Here is a 23,696-nt window from a genome sequence, read left to right on the forward strand (position 1 = left end):
ATCATTATTAGTAACAGTTTTGAGCCTTTTCGTTTATTTAACGACAGCACCTCTTGCCTTGGCAGAAAGTATTACCGTACCGGGGCCAGAACTTAAAAGACCGAAAATTTGCCTGGCCCTGTCTGGTGGTGGTGCGCGTGGCTTTGCTCATGTTGGCGTGCTGAAGGTACTGGAAGAATTGCATGTCCCCATCGATTGTATTGCCGGCACCAGCATGGGTGCAGTGGTCGGTGGCTTGTATGCGGCGGGTTTTTCTGCCAGCGAAATTGAAAAGCGTCTGGATGCCTTGAAGCTCAACGATATCGCGTTAGACAGGGTAGAAAGACGCTATCTGCCGCAAAGCGTCAGGGAAGAAGATGAGCAATACCCTCTTGGTGCCACTCTGGGCCTGAGCGCCAATGGCGTGCGCCTGCCTGCAGGCGTCGTGCAGGCCAGCCAGTTCCTGGAAATTTTGCAGAACTGGACTGCGCACCTGCAACCTGACATCGATTTTGACCGCCTGCCCATCCCCTTTCGCACCGTAGCGACCGATATGGAAACCGGCAAGATGGTGCTTTTTACGAAAGGCCCCTTGCATAAAGCCATACGTGCCAGCATGGCAGCACCTGGCGTATTTGCGCCAGTAGAAATAGATGGCAAATTATTGTCTGATGGCGGCCTGGTCAGGAACCTGCCCGTCGATATCGCCCGGCAAATGGGGGCAGATATAGTCATCGCGGTTAACATAGGCACACCGCTGATGCCACGCGACCAGTTACTCACCCTGTTCAATGTCAGCCAGCAGATGGTGAATATTCTGACTGAGCAAAATGTGGAAGCACAAAAAGCCATGCTGAATTCAAAAGATATTTTGATAGAACCAGGCCTGGGCAATATCACTTTTATGGATTTCGCCAGATCCAAGGAAGCGGTGAAGATAGGTGAAAAAGCCACACATGAACTGGATGCCCGCTTGCTGACTCTGAGCCTGCCGCCAGACATGTATACCGTCAAGCATGAGATACGCCTGAACCCGCAATTACCGCCGATCAAAATCCAGTTTGTCGATATCAGTACCAATGGTGCTGTGCCCGAGAGTGACATACGCCGCCAGTTGAATATCAGCCTGGGCACAGAATACAAGGCGGAAGAGATCAACCGCAAATTGGCCATACTGAATAATGCCCGCGAGTTTGACAGCGTCAGCCATGAGTTGCTTGAACGTGACGGTGAGTATGGCATACGGGTAAACGCCCATGGCCGCAACTGGGGCCCGCATTTCCTGCGTTTTGGTCTGGCTTTATCCAGCGGTTTTGAAGGTGCTGGCGGCTTCAAGCTGCAAGTCGGTCACCGTCGCCCCTGGCTGACCGATGGCGGGCTGGAATGGCGCAATGACCTGGAATTTGGTAACAGTATCAAATATCACACTGAAATGCGCCAGCCCCTGTTTGAACGTGAAGGCATGTACCTCGCACCATTTGCAGAGATAGGCCAGAACACCCGCAACCTGTATAGCGGCAATACCCGTATTGCCGAATACAATTTCCGCAGCGATAAACTGGGGCTGGACCTTGGTTTCCGCATAGGGGAACAAAGCACACTGGGTGAGGCCAAGCTGGGCCTTAATTTCAATCACTACCGCGTGCGCCCCAAGATAGGTGGTTTCCTGCTATTGAATGAAGATGGCAGCACGAAAGTCGAATCCCTGCCCAGCGCAGACTTGCAACAATTTGGTCTGAAGTCGGCAATCGTCATCGACCAGCTCAGCGATGCCAGCTTCCCGCGCTATGGCTACAAGGTAGATGCCAGCGCTTTTCTTGGCACCAGTGATACCCGGAAAAACTTCCAGGAAGTGGCGATCAATACGACCTGGGCCAATAGCATAGAAAATCACAGCATCAATCTGAAACTGAATGCGGCAGGCCTGTTCCAGAAAGGCACAGATGTGCGCGGTATAGGCTATACCCTGGGCGGTTTCCAGCAATTATCCGCCTACCAGCCTGACCAGTTCACGGGGGACTTCATGGTTTATGGCAGCGTGACTTATTTGCTGCGGGCGGTGAAGTTTGATCTGGCGGGACAAAGCCTGTTCCTAGGCACGTCACTGGAAGCAGGCAGTGTCTGGAACAGGGGTGAAGATATGTCATTCAAGTCATTACGCAAGAGTGCCAGCCTGTTCGCCGGCTTCAACAGTTTTATCGGCCCTATTTACCTGGGTTTTGCAGTGGGGCAAAGTGGCGCAAAAAATGTCTTCTTCCAGTTGGGCAGGCAATAATTTTTTTCAACCGCCGTAGGCATACACAAATTTACCGCCCTGAATTTTGCCCATGACGCGTGAACGCTGGTCCAGGCCCACATGGTCACCAGCATTCATATTGATGACGCCCTGGGGAACGATCAGATCCCTGGTGTTTTCCAGCGCAGTGCGCAAAGCTTGCCGGAAAGCCTTGCTGCCAGGCTGGCTGGTTTTCAGGGCAACCGGAATCGCATTTGCCAGCAACATATACGCTCCCCAGGCGTCACCAGCAAACTGGGTTGTCGTGCCTGCGCCATAAGCAGCTTCATACTTGCGCACAAACTCGGTAGTGACCTTTTTGACCGCATGCTTTTCCGGCAATTGCAATGCCACCACTGCCGGGCCGGTAGGGAATAAAGTGCCTTCCACATCCTTGCCGCCCAGCTTTAAAAATTCCTGGCTAGCGATACCATGGGTCTGGTAAATCTGCGCTTTATAGCCACGTTCTATCAGCGTCTTTTGTGGCAAGACTGCGGGTGTACCAGAACCGGCGATCAGTACTGCGTCTGGCTTGGCAGCCATCATTTTCAAGACCTGCCCTGTGACGCTGGTATCGGTGCGGGCAAAACGTTCATTCGCAACGATCTTGATATGGCGCAGCTCAGCCAGCTTGGAAAACTCACGCCACCAGCCTTCACCATACGCGTCAGCAAAGCCAATGAAGGCCACGGTCTTCACGCCGTGATCAGCCATGTGTTGTGTCAGTATGGTGGTCATGTGGGTATCATTCTGCGGCATCTTGAAAGCCCAGGCACGCCTGGCATCCATGGGTTCGACGATACTGGCAGATGCGGCCAGGGTGATCATCGGCGTTTCATTCTCTGCCACCGTTTCCAGCATTGCCAGCGCGCTCGGCGTGGTATTCGGGCCGACGATGACATCGACCTTTTCTTCGGTGATCAGTTTGCGCGCATTCTTGACGGCATTGCCGGGGTCGCTGGCATCATCAAGCAGGATGTACTCGATTTTCTTACCTGCGATTTCCTTGGGCCACAGCATGATGGCATTTTTGGATGAGGCACCGATGGCCGCTGCCGGCCCAGTGGTAGATAAATTGATACCCACCCTGATCTGCGCCTGCGCCACGACACTACCCAAGCTCAAAGCTGCGACGACTGCACCACGCAGGGAATAAGAAAAGATCAGGGACATGCGGTGACTCCAAAAAAATAGACGATGAAAGCAGCTAATAAAATCAGGTAGCAAAAGCTAGCAACAAAAACAGGTAAAAAATGGCAACTTAAAGATGAGACTCAACTACGCTTTGATCAATCGCCCCAAAAATGGATTTGCCGTTTTTATCCAGCATTTCTATCTTGATGCTGTCACCAAATTTCATATACGGTGTGACTGGTTCACCCAGCGCTATCATCTCCAGCGCGCGTTTCTCAGCGATGCAGCTATAACCCTTGCTGGCATCCTTGTTTGATACCGTGCCGGAGCCAATGATAGTGCCCGCCTTGGCATTTCTGGTTTTGCACAGATGCGTGATCAGTTGCGGGAAAGAGAACACCATATCGACACCCGCATTGGGCTGCCCTACCAGCATGCCGTTCATGCTGGAGCGCAGGGGCAGATGAACTTTGCCTTCCTTCCAGAATTCCCCGAGTTCATCCGGCGTGACCGCGACCGGTGAAAAACTCGATGCAGGTTTGGACTGGAAGAAACCAAAGCCTTTTGCCAGCTCAGCCGGGATCAGGTTACGCAGGGATACATCATTTACCAGCATGAGCAATAGTATGTGGTCGCGTGCGTGCTGCACCTTGACACCCATGGGTACATCGCCGGTCACAACGGCGATTTCACTTTCAAAGTCTATACCCCATTCTTCCGACGTCATGACGATATCATCGCAAGGGCCGATGAAGTCATCGCTGCCGCCCTGATACATCAAAGGGTCATGCCAAAAGCTGTCTGGCATCTCGGCGCTCCTGGCCTTGCGTACCAGTTCCACGTGATTGACATAGGATGAACCGTCCGCCCATTGAAATGCGCGTGGCAGAGGTGACATACAGTTTTTTGCTTCAAACTCAAAACTATAGGCTGCCCTGCCAGAATTCAGGCGGTTATACAGCTCTTCGAGCTGGGGCTGGATAAAATTCCAGTCATCCAGGGCACGCTGCAAGGTCGGGGCGATGCCGTCAGCAATGGCTGCTGTCTTCAAGTCACGGGAAACAACCAGTAATTGCCCGTCCCGGGAACCATCCTTCAGTGTTGCAAGCTTCATAATTCCTCTGTTTTTATCAAGTATTCTGCGATTTTACCCGAAGGGTTTGATGAAATTGTCAGGAAACTGACAGGTGCCGCGACTAATGACCAATTTACTTAGCAGAACAGCGCAATTTTAGGTATGCTAAAACCTCAAACTACCGTTGCCTGCCCCCCCCTCAAAACTGATCTGCACAGGAATAATTACCATGAACTTCAGTAATTTAAAAATCAGGGTACGTCTCAGCTTTGGCTTCGGCCTGACCTTGTTGACCATGCTGCTCATGGTCGTCATCAGCGTTGTGAGGCTTAATGAGATCGCGGACCGGAACAGGGAAATACTCGAAGATGATGCAGTCGGCGTCATCAGCGCCCTGGAAATTTCTGCCCTGATACAGGAAAACGGCAGCCGTACACTGGAGTTGTTCATTACATCAGACCAGAAAGCCCGCACGGCACAGTATGCTTCCATTGATGCAAACAAGAAAAAAATCAACGCCCTGCTTGAGATTTCCAAGAAACTGGCGATACCTCAGAAGGAAAAAGACGCTGTAGAAAAACTCATCGCCTCCAATGCTGCATTCGTCGCGGCTTTCAGCAAGACTGGCGACCTGATAGAGCTGGATCAAAAGGATGAAGCCACCGCCATGATGGGAAAATCCACCTTCCCTGCGCTGAAACAATCCCTGATTGATATACAGAATCTGAGCGCCATACAAAGAAATGATATGGAAACTAATGGTGAGGCGATCAAAAGCATCATCATGTTTTCGCGTAACCTCATGATAGTGCTGGGTATTATTGCCTTCGTCATCAGTGCTGCATTTGCAGCCTGGATCTCGCGTTCAATTACCATTCCACTGGATGAGGCCGTTCAGGTTGCCACCAAGGTCGCCAATGGCGACCTGACTGGTCGCATAGAAGTACGCTCAAGGGATGAAACCGGCCAATTGCTGAGTGCACTGGCAGATATGAACAACAGCCTGGTCATGACCATCAGCCAGGTGCACAACAGCACGGAGATGATCTCGACTGCATCCAGTGAAATCGCTTCTGGTAATGCCGACCTTTCAAGCAGGACGGAGTCGCAGGCCAGCTCCCTCGAAGAAACCGCGTCTTCCATGGAAGAACTGACATCTACCGTCAAGCAAAATGCTGATAATGCCCGCCAGGCCAATCAACTGGCAATCTCGGCGACTGAAGTTGCTACCAAGGGCGGCAATATCGTTGGTCAGGTTGTCAATACCATGGGCTCCATCAAGGACAGCTCGGGCAAGATCGTTGATATCATCGGCGTCATTGACGGTATTGCCTTTCAGACCAATATCCTGGCTTTGAATGCCGCAGTCGAAGCTGCCCGTGCTGGCGAACAAGGCCGGGGGTTTGCCGTGGTAGCCGCCGAAGTCAGGAACCTGGCGCAACGCAGCGCCAGCGCCGCCAAGGAAATCAAGACCCTGATTGATGACTCTGTAGAGAAAGTCAATCTCGGTAACAAGCTCGTCGATGAAGCTGGCCTGACCATGGATGAAATTGTCACTTCCATCAAGCATGTAGCTGACATCATGAGTGAGATCACTGCCGCCAGTCAGGAACAGAGTGCTGGCATAGAACAAGTCAATCTCGCCATCACGCAGATGGATGAAATGACGCAGCAAAACTCAGCCCTGGTCGAACAGGCAGCAGCGGCCGCCGAGAGCATGCAGGAACAGGCTGGTGCTTTAACACAGGCAGTCAGCGTTTTCAAACTGGATGCAGTAGTGAAAAAGCCAGCTGTTCCCGCAGCGAGCAAAGCTGTCAGTCCAGCCCCCAGAGCTGCGGCAGCACCGTTAAGAATCAGCAAGGCACCGGCAAAAGCAGCAACGAAACCAGCGATGAAAACATCCAGCATGGAAAAACCGACTGCTGTGACAAATAATGACTGGGAAGAGTTCTAAGTTTTAGATAAAAATAGATGAACTCACACAAAAACAGCTCCACAAAGGGAGCTGTTTTTGCAGGTGCTGACATCTGTGCTAACAGATAGACAGCTCAGGTCATCTATACCGACAAATCCACCTGCTGCAAACTATGTGCCTTGCCGTCTTCGCTTAACCATACGCCGGACGAGCGTATCTGTCCGTTAGACTGATTTTGCGCATTCTTCAAATCGAATTCAGTGCTGACATTGCCAAGATACAGTGCACCAACATTCGCCTGTTTCAAGGTTTGCAATTGATCATGACCTGCGCCATCCTTGGTCCATACTTTGAGTTTTTGGTATATCGCATCGTTTTCATCTATCCAGTGATTGCCATCACTGTCATAGGCTCCCAGTTCAGAAAAGCCATTACCTGTGCCCGGACCAAACAATTCACCGCCATTATTGATCTTGCCATCATTGTTCTTGTCGAGCGCCAGAAAACCCGCGCCCTGAACGAAAGAGATATTATCTTTCTTGCCATCGGCATCCAGATCAAAAGCAAATTTTTGCGATGTCAGTTGGGCAGAATTACCAGAGAAATTAATAACCAGAGGATCGACTTTTTTGGCATCGCCAAGGCGAACACTGCTGCTACTTTCTTCGTGGTAGCTGCGGTTTAATTCAAACGACAGATCAAAGCTGATTTCCTTATTATCAGCGGTCACTATTTTGCCAGTCGAATGGAAAGAAGTCTGTTCAGTCTCGGTATAGGATTGATGCGTGTCTATCTCAACACCCCAGCCTTTTTGCGCTGGCTGGGCATTTTGTGCTGCGTCAGCAGGCGCCTGGGATGCTGGTGCTGCCGGCGCACTGGTATCCGCCTGTATATCTGCACTGCTCAGGGTGTTGATCTGTTTGCCAGTCATGAGTTCTATAATGTACCTGATCAGGCGTATGCGCGGGTCATTGTCAGCCTCATCGCTGGCTTGCTGGACGGCGTCAGTCTGTGCAGCCGCATTGTCGGCTGGCACTGCTGGCGCAAGCTGGGCGGCCCTGGCAGCGTCTGAAATTTGCACATTGCTTGACGCGTTTCTCAAGTTCGCCGGGAGACTGGCATTCCTGCCTTCAAAATCAGGGCGTTCCTTGCCTATCCAGGCGCGCAGTTTTTCCTGCGTTTCCAGCGTTGTAGTGGCAGTATGTTGTGAAGAAAAGGAAATATCCGAGGAAGCAATTTTCATGATGTGCTCCAGCCATGAGCTGATGATGAAGTAAACCTGGAACACATACCGGGGGCTTATATTTTTACATACAACAGCTCCCCCTCGCCCTCCTGCGCTCAACACACAGGACACGACTACACGAAGCTTGTCAGCCCGATATACCTTCCGTCCGCACGCACTTCAGTATTGCTCATTCGTCAAATGGAATGTGCGTGATCTAACTGGATAACGGTCAAAGTTCAAAAAGCTTTATGACAAAGAGGCAGACAAGCCCATTTTTTTTCAGCCAGCTTTAGTGGCAGGGGAACTGCCAATATCAAACCAGGTCTTAGCAAGGTCTGAGCTGGGCTATGGCAAGGCCATAGCAAGTTCAGAACAAGCTCATAACAAGTCTGCGTACACACAGTGGTATGCTTGCAAACTATTTTTATCTTCTCCGGAAAATTACTATGCTCAAGTTGCGTTTACTATCCAGTGTCCTTATTTCTGTCGGTGTCCTAAGTTGCGTCAACGCGCTGGCTGCAAATGACAAAGGCAACGCAACTGGCAAGCAGGCGGCAGTCGCGCAAGCCGGGCAGCAGCAAGGGCAGCAACTGAACAAGCTGGCTGACGAATACTATGAAAAACAAACCGCTTTCGACCCCATAGGTGCCACTTATAATGGCGACACCCGCTATGACGACAGGCTGCCAATGACACTGTCAGCACCTGTCAGGGCGAGGCAGATTGCCGTATTGAAGGATGTTTCCAGCAGACTGGCGCGCATACAGCGCGAACAATTATCAGCAAGCGATGCCGTCACCTATGACTGCCTGGACTATGAACTCAAGGCCAGCCTGGAAATGTCCAAATTTGACGGGCATCTGCTACCGGTCAATCAGATGGACAGTCTGCCCGTGACCCTGGCCCACTTTGCCTCCGGCCAAAGCGCACAACCCCTGAAGACGGTCAAACAATACGAAATCTTCTTGCGTCGCCTGGCGCAATTGCCTGTGTGGATAAACCAGGCCACAGCTAATATGCGTGAAGGCATGAAACGCGGCATCGTACTGCCCAAAGCCCTCGTGAATTCTGCCCTGCCGCAGTTTGCACAACTGGTGACAGACAAAGTGGAAGATCATGCCTACTTTGCCTCTGTCAAAAACTTCCCCGAAGGTTTTAGTGAAGCAGACAAGCAACGCCTGAGCAAAGAATACAAGCAGGTATTAACCGCAAAAGTCTTGCCCGCCTTGCGTCAGTTTAATCAATTCCTGTCACAGGATTATCTGGCCGCCAGCCGCAGCAGCAGTGGTTTTGGCGCATTGCCAGGTGGTGACGCCTGGTACCGCGCCCTGGTACGCGACCAGACCACGACTACCCTGGACCCTGAAACCATACATGCGATAGGCTTGAAGGAAGTTGCGCGCATACAAAGCGAATTTGTCGCCTTAGGCCCAAAACTGAGTTATAGCGGCGACCCGGTGGGCCTGCCAGCCTGGATAGATACGCAAAACCAGTATCGCCCGTATAAAACAGAGGCCGAGGTGCTGGACGGCTATCGTCAGATAGAAAAAATGGTCAAGGCCAAACTGCCAGAACTGTTCAACAAAATGCCGAAGGCTGCGCTGGATATCCGGGCCGAACCTGAAATCAGCCGCCAGACCGCGTCTGACCATTACACCCAGCCAGCCTTTGATGGTTCACGCCCCGGTGTATTCTGGGCCGTCATCAACAACCCCGCGGACTACAGCACGACAGGCATGAAAACCCTGTACCTGCACGAAGGCCAGCCAGGACATCATTTCCATTTAGCAACATCACAGGAACTGGACATACCCAAGTTCCGTAAATTCGGCGGCAATAATGCTTATACCGAGGGCTGGGCCTTGTATGCCGAAACACTGGGCAAGGAAATGGGCTTGTTTGAAAATGACCCAAGTGCCTATCTCGGCCACCTGACAGATGAACTCTTGCGTGCAACCCGCCTGGTCGTCGATACCGGCCTGCACTCAAAAGGCTGGACACGTGAACAAGCCATCCAATACCAGCAAGCCACTCTAGGGTACAGTGAGGCTGCCTCACGCCAGGCAACAGAGCGCTATATGGCTTGGCCAGGTCAGGCTCTTGGCTATAAGATAGGTTCACTGAAAATTGTCGAGCTGAGGCAAAAAGCCAGCGCAGCTCTGGGCAAGCGCTTTGACCTGCGCCAGTTCCATGATGTGATACTCAGTGACGGCACCCTGCCATTGGCCTTATTGGAAGCAAAAGTCAACAAGTGGATAGACAGCCAAAAGACAAATTGAGCAAGTTTGGATTTATTTTCTATCGCTTGATTGACCTGTAACACTATCTGAAGCAGAATGAAACATAAGACTCATTCTGCAAACTCATTTTCAAACTTATTTTCCAGCATAAGCAATATATCGAATATAGCACCGGGCTTGTTGATCAATAAACAAGCCCGGTGCTGACCGGCCGGGTGTAGCTTGCACCTGTCATATGTTTGTTTAACTTGTGCAAAAGACATAGCGATGAATAAAATCGATGCGCTCAACAGCATAGCTGAACAAGCCAAACGGGGAGAGCTGGTTTTCCCCACGAATGTGGCGGCTTCCATTAAATTGCAGCAGACCCTGGATGACCCGGATTGCAGTATTGAAACGGCAACCAAACTGGTCTTGAACGAACCCTTCCTGGCGGCCCGCATGGTCGCCATTGCCAATTCTGCCGCCTACAACCGCGGCAATGATGTCACCAATGTCAAGGCGGCCATCAGCCGTCTGGGCTTCCGCACCCTGCGTGCGGTGGTTGCTTCGCTGGTGGTGCGACAACTCGCTGGCACCAGCAAGAACAAACAATTGCAGGCCATGACGAATAAGCTGTGGGAGCATACGGCCCAGGTAGCAGCGCTGTCACGCGTCATTGCCAGGCGTATCACCAAGCTGGACCCGGACACAGCGATGTTTGCCGGTATCGTGCATGAAGTGGGAAATTTTTACCTGCTGTCCCGTGTCGATGAGTACCCTTCTCTCATAGAAAGGGATGAACCTGCACCAGATTCCAGCGCAGATGATCTGCCCTCTTTCCTCGACACCATCATAGACCGCGAATCATCTGAATCACAAATCGGTGCCGCTGTGATCAAGAGCCTGATGCTGCCTAAGCAAGTGGTAGAAGCAGTAGAAGCCCTGTGGTTCGGGCTGCGTGCCATGCCGCCAGAAACCCTGGGGGATACGCTGTTACTGGCGAACGAACTGGCAACCACGCATTCACCCATGGATATCCATTCCTATGCCGAGGTGTCTGAACAGTATTCTTCAGAAATTGACTTTGTCGTCGGTGATGGTACTCTCAACAGCATACTGGAAGAATCAGAAGAAGAAGTCCAAACCCTGGCTGCGGCGTTGCAACTCTGAGTTTTTTTTAATTTCGCCTGCAACAAGACCAAGGGAGCTTATGCTCCCTTGTTTTTTTCAAAACACGGTTTTCAATGCGTGGTTCTCAACCGTTCAGGCCCTTTCAGGCCTTCAGGGCCGCCCGGATTTGCTGCAAGGAAGAAGGGTCTTCTATCGTAGTCAAGTCACCGGCTTCACGCCCTTCACAGATCGCCTGTATGGAGCGGCGCAGCAATTTACCAGAACGTGTCTTTGGCAACACGTTGACGAAATGCACGCGTGATGGCCTGGCAACAGCGCCCAGTTGCTTATCCACCACGGCCATGACCTCGGCTTCCAGGCTGCGTTTTTGCTCTGGAGTCCCGGCAAGAGCGGGGTTTTTAAGTATCGCAAAAGCAACCGCTACCTGCCCTTTGAGTTTGTCTTCAACACCTACCACCGCCACTTCAGAAATCTGAGCATGACTGGAAATACTTTCTTCTATTTCGCGTGTACCCAGACGATGTCCCGCTACGTTGATGACATCATCGGTACGGCCCAGGATGAAATAATAGCCGTCAGCATCCCTGATGCCCCAGTCGAAAGTGGAATATAACTGTTCATGCGAGAAATTGGACCAGTAAGTATTGACGAAGCGCTGGTCATCGCCATACACGGTTTGCATGCAGCCTGGTGGTAATGGGCCTTTGATGGCAACCACACCCTTTTCATTTGCCGCGCACTCAGCACCGGTGTTTTCATTGATGATGCGCACGTCATAGCCATACATGGCTACACCCGGACTACCAAGGCGAGTGGCAGTCTGCTCAACGCCACGGGCAACCGACAGGATGGGCCAGCCCGTCTCGGTTTGCCAGTAATTGTCGATAATAGGGACGCCAAGCTCGCTTGCTATCCAGCTTGACGTAGTTTCATCGAGCGGCTCACCCGCCAGGTAAAGGGCTTTGAGCGAGGACAAATCATATTTGCGCATCAGCTCGGACGGATGCTTTTTCAAGACACGTACGGCAGTCGGTGCCGAGAACATGCGCGTGACCTTGTATTTCTCGACTATGCTCCACCAGATGCCTGCGTCAGGACGTATAGGCGTGCCCTCATACATGATGGTGGCCATGCCAGCGATCAACGGGCCGTACACAATATAAGAGTGGCCGACCACCCAGCCTATGTCTGATGTCGCAAAATAAGTTTCACCTGGCTTGCCGCAGAAAATGTGCTTCATTGAGGACGCCAGTGCCACTGCGTAACCACCAACATCACGCTGCACGCCCTTGGGCTTGCCTGTCGTGCCTGAGGTGTACAAGACATAGGACATGGCATTGGATTCCAGCCAGGTCACAGGTATTTGCGCGTCCATCTGCTGCGCCCTTGCTGCCGCATAATCAACATCACGCCCAGCTACGACTTGCATCGCATCTAGGCCACGATCGACCAGCAAGACATGCGCTGGCTTGTACTCAGCCAGGGCTATCGCTTCATCCAGCAAGGGCTTATAGGGTACGGCCTTGCCACCACGCATACCGGCATCAGCCGACACTACCAGCACGGGCCTCGCATCATCAATACGTGTGCCCAGGCTCTTTGAAGCAAAGCCACCAAATACGACGGAATGCACCGCACCTATGCGGGCACAGGCCAGCATCGCGAACGCTGCTTCAGCGATCATGGGCATATAGATCAATACCCGGTCGCCCTGCTTTACACCCAAGCCCAGCATGATGGCCGCCATGCGCTGCACTTCTGCATGCAGCTCGGCAAAGTTATAAGTTTTTTCGGTATTGGTTTCGGTAGAAATGGCGATCAGCGCAGGCTGGTCTGCCTGGCTAGCCAACCAGCGATCGACTGCGTTATGACAGAGATTGGTTTCACCACCGACATACCATTTGGCAAATGGCGGCTTGCTATGGTCGAGTACCTGATCATAAGGCTTGTGCCAGTCTATCAACCTCGCTTCTTTGGCCCAGAACCCTTGCGGGTCTTGTATAGATTCCTGATAAAACGCTGCGTAGGTCATGCTGTCTCCTTCGATATCACAAAATGTTCTTAACATTCGCATCGGCCCTGAGCATTAATTATTATTGTTGGACAGTGGCGCTGGCACGTGGTGAGGCCTGCACTTTCACGTGCATAAAACTACTTCGTTTCAAATCCAAAATTTTGTCAGTCTGAGGGTACGCGTACCCAACCTTCCATCAGTACGCGCGCACTGCGACTCATGATGGCCTTGGTAACACTCCATTCGCCATTGACTTGCGTTGCCTCGGCACCTACCCGCAAAGTACCGGACGGGTGGCCAAAACGCACGGCAGTGCGTGCACCACCGCCAGCGGCAAGGTTCACCAGCGTGCCTGGTATCGCTGCCGCTGTACCGATGGCCACCGCTGCAGTACCCATCATCGCATGATGCAGCTTGCCCATGGACAGGGCGCGCACCAGCAAATCGATATCCGCTGCCTGGACTTGCTTGCCGCTGGATGAGGTGTAGTCAGCAGCCTTGGCAACAAAAGCTACCTTGGGGGTATGCTGACGTTGTGCAGCTTCAGAGATATCCTTGATCAGGCCCATGCGTAACGCGCCGTGGGCACGTATGGTCTCAAACATGGCCAGCGCCTTAACATCACTGTTGATGGCGTCCTGCAATTCTGTACCGGTATAGCCTATCGCTTCTGCATTGATGAAGATCGTGGGAATACCGGCATTGATCATGGTTGCCTTGAGCGCACCCACGCCAGGCACTTCCAGATCATCGACCAGATTACCTGTCGGGAACATGGAGCCACCTGCGCCCTCTTCATCGGCTGCCGGGTCCATGAATTCGAGCTGGACTTCTGCCGCCGGAAAGGTCACTCCATCGAGCTCAAAATCGCCAGTCTCCTGTACTGCACCATCAGTCATCGGTACGTGGGCAATAATAGTCTTGCTGATATTTGCCTGCCAGACACGGATGGTGGCGATACCATTTTGTGGAATACGTTCAGCATCAACCAGGCCAGCGCTGATGGCAAAGGCACCGACTGCAGCAGACAGGTTGCCGCAATTGCCGCTCCAATCGACAAAGGCCTTGTCTATCGCCACCTGACCAAACAGGTAATCAACATCATGATCAGGCTTGCTACTTTTTGAGAGGATAACAGTCTTGCTGGTACTGGAAGTTGCGCCACCCATGCCATCGATCTGTTTACCGTAAGGGTCGGGGCTACCTATTACGCGCAACAACAATGCATCGCGTGCTGCGCCTGGCTGCTGAGCAGCCTCAGGCAAATCCTGCAGGCGGAAAAACACGCCCTTGCTAGTGCCACCGCGCATATAGGTCGCCGGGATTTTGATTTGTGGGAGGTGGGCCATATACTTCTCTTTAAAATTTCTCTTTTTAATTCAACTCAAATCCAGCACTTTTCCATCAAGAAAAGCACTGGAAATATATCGCATGAAACTTACGCAGCCTTGACAGATTCCAGGAAGTCTTGCGCAAAACGCTGCAAGACACCACCGGCTTCGTAAATAGATACTTCTTCTGCAGTATCGAGGCGGCACAGCACAGGCACTGCCACTGATTCACCATTCTTGCGGTTGATGATCAGGGTCAGGGTTGCACGCGGCATGCGATCACCGATGACGTCAAAGGTCTCTGTGCCGTCTATGTTCAGCGTCAGGCGGTTCACGCCTGGCAAGAACTCCAGCGGCAAGACACCCATGCCCACCAGGTTGGTGCGGTGTATGCGCTCAAAGCCTTCAGCGACAATCACTTCTACACCCGCCAGGCGCACGCCCTTGGCGGCCCAGTCACGCGAAGAACCCTGGCCATAATCGGCACCGGCAATCACGATCAGCGGCTGCTTGCGTTCCATGTAAGTTTCGATCGCTTCCCACATGCGAGTGATCTGACCTTCTGGTTCTATACGTGCCAGTGAACCTGCCTTGACCTTGCCATCAACCACGACCATTTCATTTTTCAGAGTCGGGTTGGCGAAAGTCGCACGTTGCGCCGTCAAATGGTCGCCACGGTGAGTAGCATAAGAATTGAAATCCTCTTCTGGCAAGCCCATCTTGGCGAGGTATTCACCAGCGGCACTGTCGAGCATGATGGCGTTTGATGGTGACAGATGATCAGTCGTGATGTTGTCACCCAATACTGCCAGCGCACGCATGCCCTTCATGCTGCGCGCGCCTGCCAGCGCGCCTTCCCAATACGGTGGGCGACGGATATAGGTGGTCTGTGGACGCCAGTCATAAAGGGGGCTGACTTTCTCGCCATCATCTGCCTGTTTGGCAAACATGGGGATATACACTTTACGGAATTGCTCAGGCTTGACGCTGGCAGCCACCACGGCATCAATCTCTTCATCCGTAGGCCAGATATCTTTCAAGGTCACCGGCTTGCCTGCTGCATCCAGGCCCAGCACATCTCTCTCGATATCAAAACGGATAGTGCCAGCAATCGCATATGCGACTACCAGTGGTGGTGAAGCCAGGAAGGCCTGTTGCGCATACGGATGGATACGGCCATCAAAATTGCGGTTACCCGACAACACAGCCGTCGCATACAGATCACGGTCTATGATTTCTTTCTGGATGACAGGATCAAGCGCACCCGACATGCCATTGCAGGATGTGCAAGCGTAAGCGACCACGCCAAAGCCCAATTGTTCCAGCTCAGGCATGAGATTGGCTTCTTCGAGGTACAGGGTCACCGCCTTGGAACCAGGGGCCAGTGAACTCTTGACCCAGGGTTTGCGAGTCAGCCCCAGCTTGTTGGCATTGCGTGCCAGCAAACCGGCAGCCACCATATTGCGTGGATTATTGGTGTTGGTGCAGCTGGTAATCGCAGCGATGATGACGGCGCCGTCTGGCATCAAGCCAGGCTCATTTTCTACCGTACCACTGATGCCGCGCGCTGCCAGTTCAGACGTTGGCACGCGCTTATGAGGGTTGGATGGGCCAGCGATGTTGCGCACGACAGAAGACAGGTCAAACTTCAGTACGCGTTCATATTCTGCATTCTTCAGAGTATCTGCCCACAGGCCGGTTTCTTTGGCATAGGTTTCTACCAGCTTGACGAGTTCATCATCACGGCCTGTGAGTTTCAGGTACTTGATGGTTTGCTCATCGATGTAGAACATCGCCGCAGTGGAACCAAATTCAGGTGCCATGTTGGAAATAGTGGCGCGGTCACCCAGGGTCAGGTGAGATGCACCTTCGCCATAAAATTCCAGATAAGACGAGACGACTTTTTGATTGCGCAAGAATTCTGTCAATGCCAACACCGTGTCTGTAGCGGTGATACCTTCCTGCGGTTTGCCAGTAAGTTCCACACCAATAATGTCTGGCAGACGCATCCAGGATGCACGACCGAGCATGACACTTTCTGCTTCCAGGCCACCAACACCAATCGCGATCACACCAAGTGCATCCACCATAGGGGTATGGCTGTCTGTGCCCACCAGAGTATCCGGGTAAGCGACACCGTCTGTGACCTGCACCACCGGCGACATGCGTTCCAGATTGATCTGATGCAGAATGCCATTACCAGGCGGGATCACATCAACATTCTTGAATGCCTTCTTGGTCCAGTTGATGAAATCAAACCTGTCTTCATTGCGCCTGTCTTCAATCGCACGATTCTTGTCGAAAGCGTCGGGATCAAAACCACCGCATTCAACCGCCAGAGAATGATCGACCACCAGTTGGGTAGGTACGACAGGATTGACCAATGCAGGGTCACCGCCTTGCAAGGCTATCGCATCGCGCAAACCAGCCAGATCGACCAAGGCAGTCTGGCCGAGGATGTCATGGCAAACCACGCGCGCCGGGAACCATGGAAAATCCAGGTCGCGCTTGCGTTCTATGAACTGACGCAGGGAATCAGTCAGCGTAGCGGGATCACAGCGGCGCACAAGGTTTTCTGCCAGTACGCGTGAAGTGTATGGCAACTTGTCATACGCACCAGGCACGATAGCATCGACGGCAGCACGTGTATCGAAATAATCCAGGGTGGTACCGGGTAGTGGCTTGCGGAATTGAGTATTCATGGCTCGCTATTTCTTAGATATTAATATTGGGTAAAACAGCTCAGAGTTGCAATTTGAAGCCTTCATGGGACGCCGTGAAGCCCATGCTTCCGTAGAATCTGTGCGCCTGTATGCGCTTCTTGTCGCTAGTCAGTTGCACCAGCTGGCAACCCCGTTCGCGCGCCAGTTGTATTGCCTGCTCTATGAACCAGTGGCCTATGCCCTGGCCGCGCAGATAGCCATCAACCCGCACGCTTTCTATCATGGCGCGGGTAGCGCCTTTTCTGCTCAGGCCGGGGATGAAAGTGACCTGCTGCATCGCAATGATGCGACCATCCATCTCGGCCACCATCAGGAACTGGTTGTCGTCAGCTGTTATACGGTCAAAGGCTTCTGCATAACATGCCGCATCCGACCCGACGCCTTCACGATTTTTGCCCAGATCATCATCGGCGATGAGTTCCAGCAGGCGCGGCAGATCCTGCTTCACAGCGCGTCTGATGCTGAGCTTAGAAAGGTCTGCCTGCACTTTCATCTTGCAACCTCTGGCTTATTTATGCTCGTTGATTTATTTGCGTTTACTCAATGGAACAAATTTCAGGTCTTCAGGACCTACATAATTGGCACTAGGACGAATGATCTTGTTGTCGATACGCTGTTCTATAATGTGCGCCGCCCAGCCGGATGTGCGGGCGATCACGAACAAAGGTGTGAACATCGCAGTTGGCACACCCATCATGTGATAAGACACGGCAGAGAACCAGTCCAGGTTAGGGAACATCTTTTTGATATCCCACATCACGGTTTCCAGACGTTCAGCAATATCAAACATCTTCATCGCGCCGGCTTCTTTGGAGAGGTTGCGCGCCACTTCCTTGATGACCTTGTTACGTGGATCAGAGATGGTATACACAGGGTGACCGAAACCGATCACGACTTCCTTGTTTTCTACGCGCTTCTTGATATCGGCTTCTGCTTCGTCAGGATTGTCATAACGCTTCTGGATTTCAAACGCGACTTCATTCGCGCCGCCATGTTTAGGGCCGCGCAAAGCGCCGATCGCGCCAGTAATGGCGGAATACATGTCAGAACCTGTGCCAGCAATGACGCGGCCAGTAAAGGTGGATGCATTGAACTCATGCTCTGCATACAGTATCAATGAGGTATGCATGGCTTTTTCCCATGATGCGCTTGGTTTTTCGCCATGCAGCAGATGCAGGAAATGACCACCTATGGATTCATCATCAGTTTCTGTCTCTATGCGTTTGCCATTATGGCTGTAGTGGTACCAGTACAGCAGCATGGAGCCCAGCGATGCCATCAGGCGGTCAGCGATGTCGCGTGCGCCCGGGGTATTGTGATCATCTTTTTCTGGCAACACACAACCCAGTGCAGACACACCAGTGCGCATGACATCCATAGGGTGGGACGATGCAGGCAGCCATTCCAGTGCTGCCTTGACATTGGCTGGCAAGCCGCGCAAGGCTTTCAGCTTGGCTTTGTAGCCACGCAATTCTGCGACGGTAGGCAATTTGCCATGCACCAGCAAATGGGCAATTTCTTCAAACTCGCAGGTGTCAGCCACATCCAGGATGTCGTAGCCGCGGTAATGCAGGTCGTTACCGGTTTTGCCTACAGTACACAGGGCAGTATTACCAGCAGTAACGCCAGACAGGGCAACGGATTTCTTAGGTTTGAAAGGAACTGCTTCAGTCATGATTATTTCTCCAGAGGTTCATATTCAGGGCTGTTCCCACCCTCCAGCTTGATGCAGCGCAAGGACGGGACAGCTTATATCATTATTATTTGGCTTTTTGCTGAGCAAACAGAGCATCGAGCTTTTGTTCAAAGTCGTGGTAATTGATGCGTTCATACAATTCCATACGGGTCTGCATGGTATCGACGACATTCTTTTGCGTGCCATCACGGCGTATCGCGCCATAAACGTTTTCTGCAGCCTTGTTCATGGCACGGAAAGCGGACAATGGATACAAGACCAGGCCCACATCCACAGCGGCCAGTTCTTGGACCGAATATAAAGGAGTAGCACCAAATTCAGTGATGTTTGCCAGGATAGGTACTTTGACGGCATTGGCGAATTGCTTGTACATCGCCAGTTCAGTGATCGCTTCCGGGAAGATCATATCGGCGCCTGCTTCTACGCATGCCAGGGCGCGGTCTATCGCTGCGTCCAGACCTTCAACTGCCAGCGCGTCAGTACGCGCCATGATGACGAAGTTGTCGTCAGTACGCGCATCGACTGCAGCTTTTACGCGGTCCACCATTTCCTGTTTGCTGACAATTTCCTTGCCAGGACGATGGCCGCAGCGCTTGGCACCTACCTGGTCTTCGATATGGATCGCGGCAGCGCCAAACTTGATCATGGATTTGACAGTGCGCGCCACATTGAAGGCAGAGGAACCAAAACCGGTATCCACATCGACCAGCAAAGGCAGGTCGCAAACATCGGTAATGCGGCGTACATCGGTCAGGACATCGTCAAGATTGGAAATACCCAGGTCAGGCAAACCCAGGGAGCCGGCAGCGACACCGCCGCCAGAAAGGTAGATCGCCTTGAAACCAGCACGCTTAGCCAGCAAGGCATGGTTGGCATTGATTGCACCGACGACTTGCAGAGGGGATTCTTCCTGCATCGCCTTGCGGAAGGCGGCACCTGCGGAGTATGTACTCATGTGTATGCTTTCAGGTTAATGAACAGATTCTGGCATCCGTATTGCAATCAGTGTGCCAGCATGCGTGGGATCACTACTGTTTCAGTCTGATATGCATATAAATCAAACACTTATTCGTCAAGCCAGGATAATAAATCCTGTTCAGTAACGCAGTTATGTTTCATAATGATGTTTCATATTGAATTATGAAACATCAATTGAAACATATATGAAACAACCTCCCGCACTACGCGACACCCACGACAAACCTGTCATCTGGACAGTCTCCATCTCGCGCCTGTTCGATATGTTCCGTGACATCATGGTTGAGTATGACGTCAGCGCCGATATAGAACCCATACACATGGGTTTTGAAGAAGCGGCGCAATACCTGAAAGAACGCCTGCAAACCGAGAGATGTGATGCCGTCATCGCGGCAGGCTCGAATGGCGCTTACCTCAAAAACCGCCTGCCCGTCCCTGTCGTTATCGCCAAGGCCAGTGGCTTTGATGTCATGCAGGCACTGGCAAGAGCGCGCAAAGTGTCGCCAGCCATAGGCCTCATCAATTACCAGGAGACCATGCCTGAGCTGGCAGATTTCAAAACCACTTTCGGTTTTCCGCTGGAGCAGCGCACCTATGTTACTGAAGAAGATGCACGGGCCCAGATCAGTGAACTCAAGGCGGGCGGCACCAAGGTCATCGTCGGCGCGGGCCTGATTACTGACCTGGCGGAGGAAGCCGGGCTGACTGGCATTTTCATGTATTCTGCCACCTCAATACGCCAGGCTTTTGACGATGCACTGGAGATCGCCCGTCTGACGCGACTGGAATCAGCCAGAGGCAGACATCACCCTGCGGCAGAATCATTACGAGCCAAGCATGGCCTGAATGATTTGCGCGGCGAGTCTGCTATCATGCAGGCAACTCGCAAGTCCATTGCCTTGTTTGCCCGCTCCCCGGCAACGGTGTTGTTACAAGGTGAAACAGGCACAGGCAAGGAGTTGGCAGCCCAGGCCTTGCACAGGGAGAGCACACGTGCACGCCAGCCCTTTGTTGCCGTGAATTGCGGTGCGATTGCTGAAAGCCTGCTGGAATCTGAATTGTTTGGCTATGAAGAAGGGGCTTTCACCGGCTCAAAGCGTGGCGGTCATGCAGGTTTGTTTGAGATTGCCCACAGAGGCACGGTATTCCTCGATGAGATTGGCGAAATGCCACTGACTTTGCAAACCCGCCTGTTGAGGGTGCTGGAAGAGCGCGAAATCAACCGCGTAGGCAGCATGCGCCCAATTCCCGTAGATGTGCGCATCATCAGCGCTACCCATTGCGACCTCGAAAGCCGGGTAAAAGAAGGAAAGTTTCGTGCTGACCTGTATTTCCGCCTTGCTGTATTACGCCTGCATCTGCCCCCTTGCGTCAGCGTCCTGACGACCTGCTGCCCCTCGCAGTATGGTGCCTCAAGCATGCACTGGCTGCCATGGGTGCCAGACCACACGCCAACCTGCATGCAGAAATAGCCACTTGCGGCAGTCTGCTGCAAACCTACGACTGGCCAGGAAATGTAAGAGAATTACGCAATCTCATGGAGCGCCTGGCCCTGTTCCTGGCGGCAGAACCCCTACAAGCCCCGACACCTGCCTTTGTGGCAAAAATCCTGCCTGAACTACATAAACAACAGCCCGGTGCAGAGGTGTCGGGCAGTCCAGCCAGCACTGGCGATCTGGCAGCACCAGAGTCCCTGGAACTGGTCATGGAAAAATTCAAGCACAACCGGGAAGCGGCGGCAGACTACCTGGGTATCAGCAGGACGACTTTGTGGCGACGTCTCAAGCAAAAAACGTAATCATTTGAAACATTAATTGATCATCTGGAGGGCGAATTTTGTGTCGCTCTAAGGTAGAATGAATTTGCGCTGCCACTCACAATCTTTGGGTGCGTTTATCTTGCATAAAAAATATTATGAAAAAACTACTAATTGTTGACGATAGTAAAGTCTCCCGCATGGTGATTCGTGCACACGTCAAAGCAGTGCACCCAGACTGGGAGTTTTTTGAGGCGGGCACTGGTGAAGACGCCATCAAGTCAGCCGCAGAGAACAAACCAGACTTTTGCACCATGGACATCAATATGCCAGGCATGTTGGGTACTGATGCTGCAGAGCAAATTTTGCAGCAACACCCCGAAGTGCGCATCGCCATTTTTTCCGCGAATGTGCAGGACACCATGCAAAACAGGGCCACCTCCATAGGCACCATCTTTGTCGCCAAGCCGGTGACTGAAAAGTCCATCACTATCGTCCTCAATTATTTCGCGAGCGGCAAATGAATTCCCTCACCGAACTTCATCTCGATGCATTAAGCGAGGTCTTCAATGTCGGCGCTGGCAGGGCTGCTGCCAGCCTCAGCGATATTGTCGGTGAAGAAGTTCGCCTTTCTGTTCCCTCGGTCGAAATTCGCAAGTCCTCAGAAATAGATGTTTCTTCCATGGGTTTGCAGAGTGATCGCTTTGGTGCAGTACACCAAACTTTCAGCGGCTCTTTTGAAGCAGACGCCATCCTGCTGTTCACTGAGGAACATGCACTCAAAATCGTGCGCGACATGATGGGCTCGCAAATCAGCCTCGAAGACCTTGCCGAATTTGAACAGGAAGCGATGTGCGAACTGGGCAACATTATCCTCAATGCCTGCTTGTCAGCAATGGCGGATATGCTAAATATTCCTTTGAATTGTTCATTGCCAGATTACTCCGTTGCCAGTACTGAGGAAATTTTCCGTCGCGTCAGCAATGATGCTCAACAGCCCTATGTCCTGCTGCTGCATATTGACCTGGCGATAGAAAGCCGTCATTCCGAGGGACATTTGATTTTCTTGCTAAGTTCAACTTCACTGGCCGATTTGGTGACGCAGCTTGATCACTTTCTGGGAGCTGTTTAAATGGCGCAGTTGATGCCTGCTTCTGCCTACCGGGTAGATGAGATATTGAATACCATCAGCCTGGGGCTGATCGTGCTTGATGCGGACCAAACAGTACTCCTCTGGAATGGCTGGGTAGAGAGATATAGCGGCATCCCGGCCAGCCAGGCCTTGGGCAAACATGTATCTGAAGCCTTTGAAGAATTACCCAGCCGTGCCATATTAAGCGCAATTACCAATACCCTGAGCTATGGCTTGCCTGTCGTCTTGTCGAATGCCCTGCACCGCTCCCCTTTACCCCTGTTTCAGCGTGGCGAACAGGAAGTTGAGAAAAAACGGATAGACCAGTCTGTTACCATCACGCCGATCACGGCAGAGGACGGCGCACGCCAGTGCCTGATACAGATCAGTGATTCAACGACCTCGATCAAACGCGAAAAAATCCTGCGCACGCATTCTGAAGTATTAAAGCGTGAAGCCACGACCGATAGCCTGACCGGCATCTATAACCGCCGTTTCTTTGATGAACACTACAAGATGGCCATCGGCCATGCGGTTCGCCATCATGTTCCCCTGACAGTCTTCATGGTCGATATAGATTACTTCAAGGAATACAACGATAACTATGGCCATGTGGCCGGTGACAAAGCCTTGATACAGGTGGCCGCAGCCCTGCGCAAGCAATTACTCAGGGCGACTGATGTGCTGGCACGTTTCGGCGGTGAGGAATTCATCCTGATGCTTCCTAACATGGCACCGGACATAGCCATGCTGTTTGCAGAAAAACTGCGTACTGCAGTCTGGGATCTGAACATACCGCATTTCAAATCACACATCAGCCAGCGCATCAGCGTCAGCATAGGCTTTAGCAATTACCACAAGCATCCAGACGTTGATGCCAATGCCTTGCTCAAGTGCGCTGACGCAGCACTCTATGAAGCCAAAAAGGCTGGCCGCAATCAAAGCTATTTTCTGCCCCTGCAGCAATTCAATACCCAAACTACAGCACCCGCAGGCACCCTGCATAAATCTATCAGTCATTAACAAATGCCATTGAATACAGGCCACTAATGCGGGCCTGCCACTGATTGCCCCACGCGTTTTAGAGCATATAAGGACATATTATGA

16 protein-coding genes and 1 pseudogene are annotated in these 23,696 nt (G+C 52.1%); 8 read left to right on the forward strand and 9 right to left on the reverse strand.

The genetic code is table 11. The features are described 5' to 3' along the window. Window positions 1-58: 58 nt before the first annotated feature. A complete protein-coding gene (locus UNDKW_RS15930) occupies window positions 59-2,254 on the forward strand; it encodes a patatin-like phospholipase family protein (protein WP_162059466.1) in 2,196 nt (731 codons plus the stop codon). A 6-nt stretch (window positions 2,255-2,260) separates the two neighbouring features. On the opposite strand, the gene UNDKW_RS15935 is transcribed toward UNDKW_RS15930, so the two are convergent. Both UNDKW_RS15935 and UNDKW_RS15940 read right to left on the reverse strand, forming a co-directional pair. Then, window positions 2,261-3,418, reverse strand: a complete 1,158-nt coding sequence (locus UNDKW_RS15935) for an ABC transporter substrate-binding protein (RefSeq protein ID WP_370529136.1) — start codon at window positions 3,416-3,418, stop codon at window positions 2,261-2,263. 97 nt (window positions 3,419-3,515) lie between these two features. Then, entirely contained in the window at window positions 3,516-4,502 is a 987-nt protein-coding gene (locus tag UNDKW_RS15940; protein WP_162059468.1) for a fumarylacetoacetate hydrolase family protein, read from the reverse strand. 190 nt (window positions 4,503-4,692) lie between these two features. On the opposite strand from UNDKW_RS15940, the gene UNDKW_RS30975 reads away from it, so the two are divergent. Beyond that, entirely contained in the window at window positions 4,693-6,417 is a 1,725-nt protein-coding gene (locus UNDKW_RS30975) for a methyl-accepting chemotaxis protein (RefSeq protein WP_162059469.1), read from the forward strand. Between the two features lie 103 nt (window positions 6,418-6,520). Here UNDKW_RS30975 and UNDKW_RS15950 read toward each other — a convergent pair whose 3' ends face one another. After that, window positions 6,521-7,621: a VCBS repeat-containing protein gene (locus tag UNDKW_RS15950; RefSeq protein WP_162059470.1), complete on the reverse strand. Its 1,101-nt coding sequence runs from the start codon at window positions 7,619-7,621 to the stop codon at window positions 6,521-6,523. Between the two features lie 431 nt (window positions 7,622-8,052). Here UNDKW_RS15950 and UNDKW_RS15955 point away from each other — a divergent pair, with 431 nt between their 5' ends. After that, window positions 8,053-9,885: a DUF885 family protein gene (locus UNDKW_RS15955; RefSeq protein ID WP_162059471.1), complete on the forward strand. Its 1,833-nt coding sequence runs from the start codon at window positions 8,053-8,055 to the stop codon at window positions 9,883-9,885. Window positions 9,886-10,113: 228 nt separating this feature from the next. Beyond that, window positions 10,114-10,998, forward strand: coding sequence for an HDOD domain-containing protein (locus UNDKW_RS15960; RefSeq protein ID WP_162059472.1), 885 nt, complete (start codon window positions 10,114-10,116; stop codon window positions 10,996-10,998). 103 nt (window positions 10,999-11,101) lie between these two features. On the opposite strand, the gene UNDKW_RS15965 is transcribed toward UNDKW_RS15960, so the two are convergent. From UNDKW_RS15965 to prpB, 6 genes are all read right to left on the reverse strand, one after another. Beyond that, window positions 11,102-12,991 carry a propionate--CoA ligase gene (locus UNDKW_RS15965; RefSeq protein ID WP_162059473.1) on the reverse strand — a complete coding sequence of 630 codons (1,890 nt, stop codon included), beginning with the start codon at window positions 12,989-12,991 and terminating at the stop codon, window positions 11,102-11,104. Window positions 12,992-13,137: 146 nt separating this feature from the next. Next, window positions 13,138-14,322, reverse strand: a complete 1,185-nt coding sequence (gene prpF / locus UNDKW_RS15970; RefSeq protein ID WP_162059474.1) for a 2-methylaconitate cis-trans isomerase PrpF — start codon at window positions 14,320-14,322, stop codon at window positions 13,138-13,140. An 89-nt stretch (window positions 14,323-14,411) separates the two neighbouring features. Then, on the reverse strand, window positions 14,412-17,006 hold the full coding sequence (acnD, locus tag UNDKW_RS15975; RefSeq protein WP_162059475.1) for a Fe/S-dependent 2-methylisocitrate dehydratase AcnD: 2,595 nt from the start codon (window positions 17,004-17,006) through the stop codon (window positions 14,412-14,414). A gap of 40 nt (window positions 17,007-17,046) precedes the next feature. Next, window positions 17,047-17,520: a GNAT family N-acetyltransferase gene (locus UNDKW_RS15980; RefSeq protein ID WP_162041958.1), complete on the reverse strand. Its 474-nt coding sequence runs from the start codon at window positions 17,518-17,520 to the stop codon at window positions 17,047-17,049. Between the two features lie 33 nt (window positions 17,521-17,553). Beyond that, window positions 17,554-18,702: a 2-methylcitrate synthase gene (gene prpC, locus UNDKW_RS15985; RefSeq protein WP_162059476.1), complete on the reverse strand. Its 1,149-nt coding sequence runs from the start codon at window positions 18,700-18,702 to the stop codon at window positions 17,554-17,556. An 85-nt stretch (window positions 18,703-18,787) separates the two neighbouring features. Beyond that, entirely contained in the window at window positions 18,788-19,678 is an 891-nt protein-coding gene (gene prpB / locus UNDKW_RS15990; protein WP_162059477.1) for a methylisocitrate lyase, read from the reverse strand. Between the two features lie 208 nt (window positions 19,679-19,886). Here prpB and prpR point away from each other — a divergent pair. The 4 genes and pseudogenes from prpR (at window position 19,887) to UNDKW_RS16010 (ending at window position 23,612) form a co-directional block, all read left to right on the forward strand. Beyond that, window positions 19,887-21,499: pseudogene (gene prpR / locus UNDKW_RS15995) on the forward strand (propionate catabolism operon regulatory protein PrpR). Window positions 21,500-21,615: 116 nt separating this feature from the next. Then, a complete protein-coding gene (locus UNDKW_RS16000) occupies window positions 21,616-21,981 on the forward strand; it encodes a response regulator transcription factor (protein WP_162059478.1) in 366 nt (121 codons plus the stop codon). After that, on the forward strand, window positions 21,978-22,589 hold the full coding sequence (locus UNDKW_RS16005) for a chemotaxis protein CheC (protein ID WP_162059479.1): 612 nt from the start codon (window positions 21,978-21,980) through the stop codon (window positions 22,587-22,589). The genes UNDKW_RS16000 and UNDKW_RS16005 overlap by 4 nt, the downstream gene beginning before the upstream one ends. Continuing rightward, window positions 22,590-23,612 carry a GGDEF domain-containing protein gene (locus tag UNDKW_RS16010; protein ID WP_162059480.1) on the forward strand — a complete coding sequence of 341 codons (1,023 nt, stop codon included), beginning with the start codon at window positions 22,590-22,592 and terminating at the stop codon, window positions 23,610-23,612. It begins immediately after the preceding gene. The last annotated feature ends 84 nt before the right edge of the window (window positions 23,613-23,696 follow it).

Source organism: Undibacterium sp. KW1 (genome assembly GCF_009937955.1).
Taxonomy (GTDB): Bacteria; Pseudomonadota; Gammaproteobacteria; order Burkholderiales; family Burkholderiaceae_D; genus Undibacterium.

What these genes read in the sequence shown, in the direction of transcription:
- UNDKW_RS15940 (WP_162059468.1), bottom strand. Translation starts at nt 4,502, where the DNA reads ATGAAGCTTGCAACACTGAAGGATGGTTCCCGGGACGGGCAATTACTG.
- UNDKW_RS30975 (WP_162059469.1), top strand. Translation starts at nt 4,693, where the DNA reads ATGAACTTCAGTAATTTAAAAATCAGGGTACGTCTCAGCTTTGGCTTC.
- UNDKW_RS15950 (WP_162059470.1), bottom strand. Translation starts at nt 7,621, where the DNA reads ATGAAAATTGCTTCCTCGGATATTTCCTTTTCTTCACAACATACTGCC.
- UNDKW_RS15955 (WP_162059471.1), top strand. Translation starts at nt 8,053, where the DNA reads ATGCTCAAGTTGCGTTTACTATCCAGTGTCCTTATTTCTGTCGGTGTC.
- UNDKW_RS15960 (WP_162059472.1), top strand. Translation starts at nt 10,114, where the DNA reads ATGAATAAAATCGATGCGCTCAACAGCATAGCTGAACAAGCCAAACGG.
- UNDKW_RS15965 (WP_162059473.1), bottom strand. Translation starts at nt 12,991, where the DNA reads ATGACCTACGCAGCGTTTTATCAGGAATCTATACAAGACCCGCAAGGG.
- prpF (WP_162059474.1), bottom strand. Translation starts at nt 14,322, where the DNA reads ATGGCCCACCTCCCACAAATCAAAATCCCGGCGACCTATATGCGCGGT.
- acnD (WP_162059475.1), bottom strand. Translation starts at nt 17,006, where the DNA reads ATGAATACTCAATTCCGCAAGCCACTACCCGGTACCACCCTGGATTAT.
- UNDKW_RS15980 (WP_162041958.1), bottom strand. Translation starts at nt 17,520, where the DNA reads ATGAAAGTGCAGGCAGACCTTTCTAAGCTCAGCATCAGACGCGCTGTG.
- prpC (WP_162059476.1), bottom strand. Translation starts at nt 18,702, where the DNA reads ATGACTGAAGCAGTTCCTTTCAAACCTAAGAAATCCGTTGCCCTGTCT.
- prpB (WP_162059477.1), bottom strand. Translation starts at nt 19,678, where the DNA reads ATGAGTACATACTCCGCAGGTGCCGCCTTCCGCAAGGCGATGCAGGAA.
- UNDKW_RS16000 (WP_162059478.1), top strand. Translation starts at nt 21,616, where the DNA reads ATGAAAAAACTACTAATTGTTGACGATAGTAAAGTCTCCCGCATGGTG.
- UNDKW_RS16005 (WP_162059479.1), top strand. Translation starts at nt 21,978, where the DNA reads ATGAATTCCCTCACCGAACTTCATCTCGATGCATTAAGCGAGGTCTTC.
- UNDKW_RS16010 (WP_162059480.1), top strand. Translation starts at nt 22,590, where the DNA reads ATGGCGCAGTTGATGCCTGCTTCTGCCTACCGGGTAGATGAGATATTG.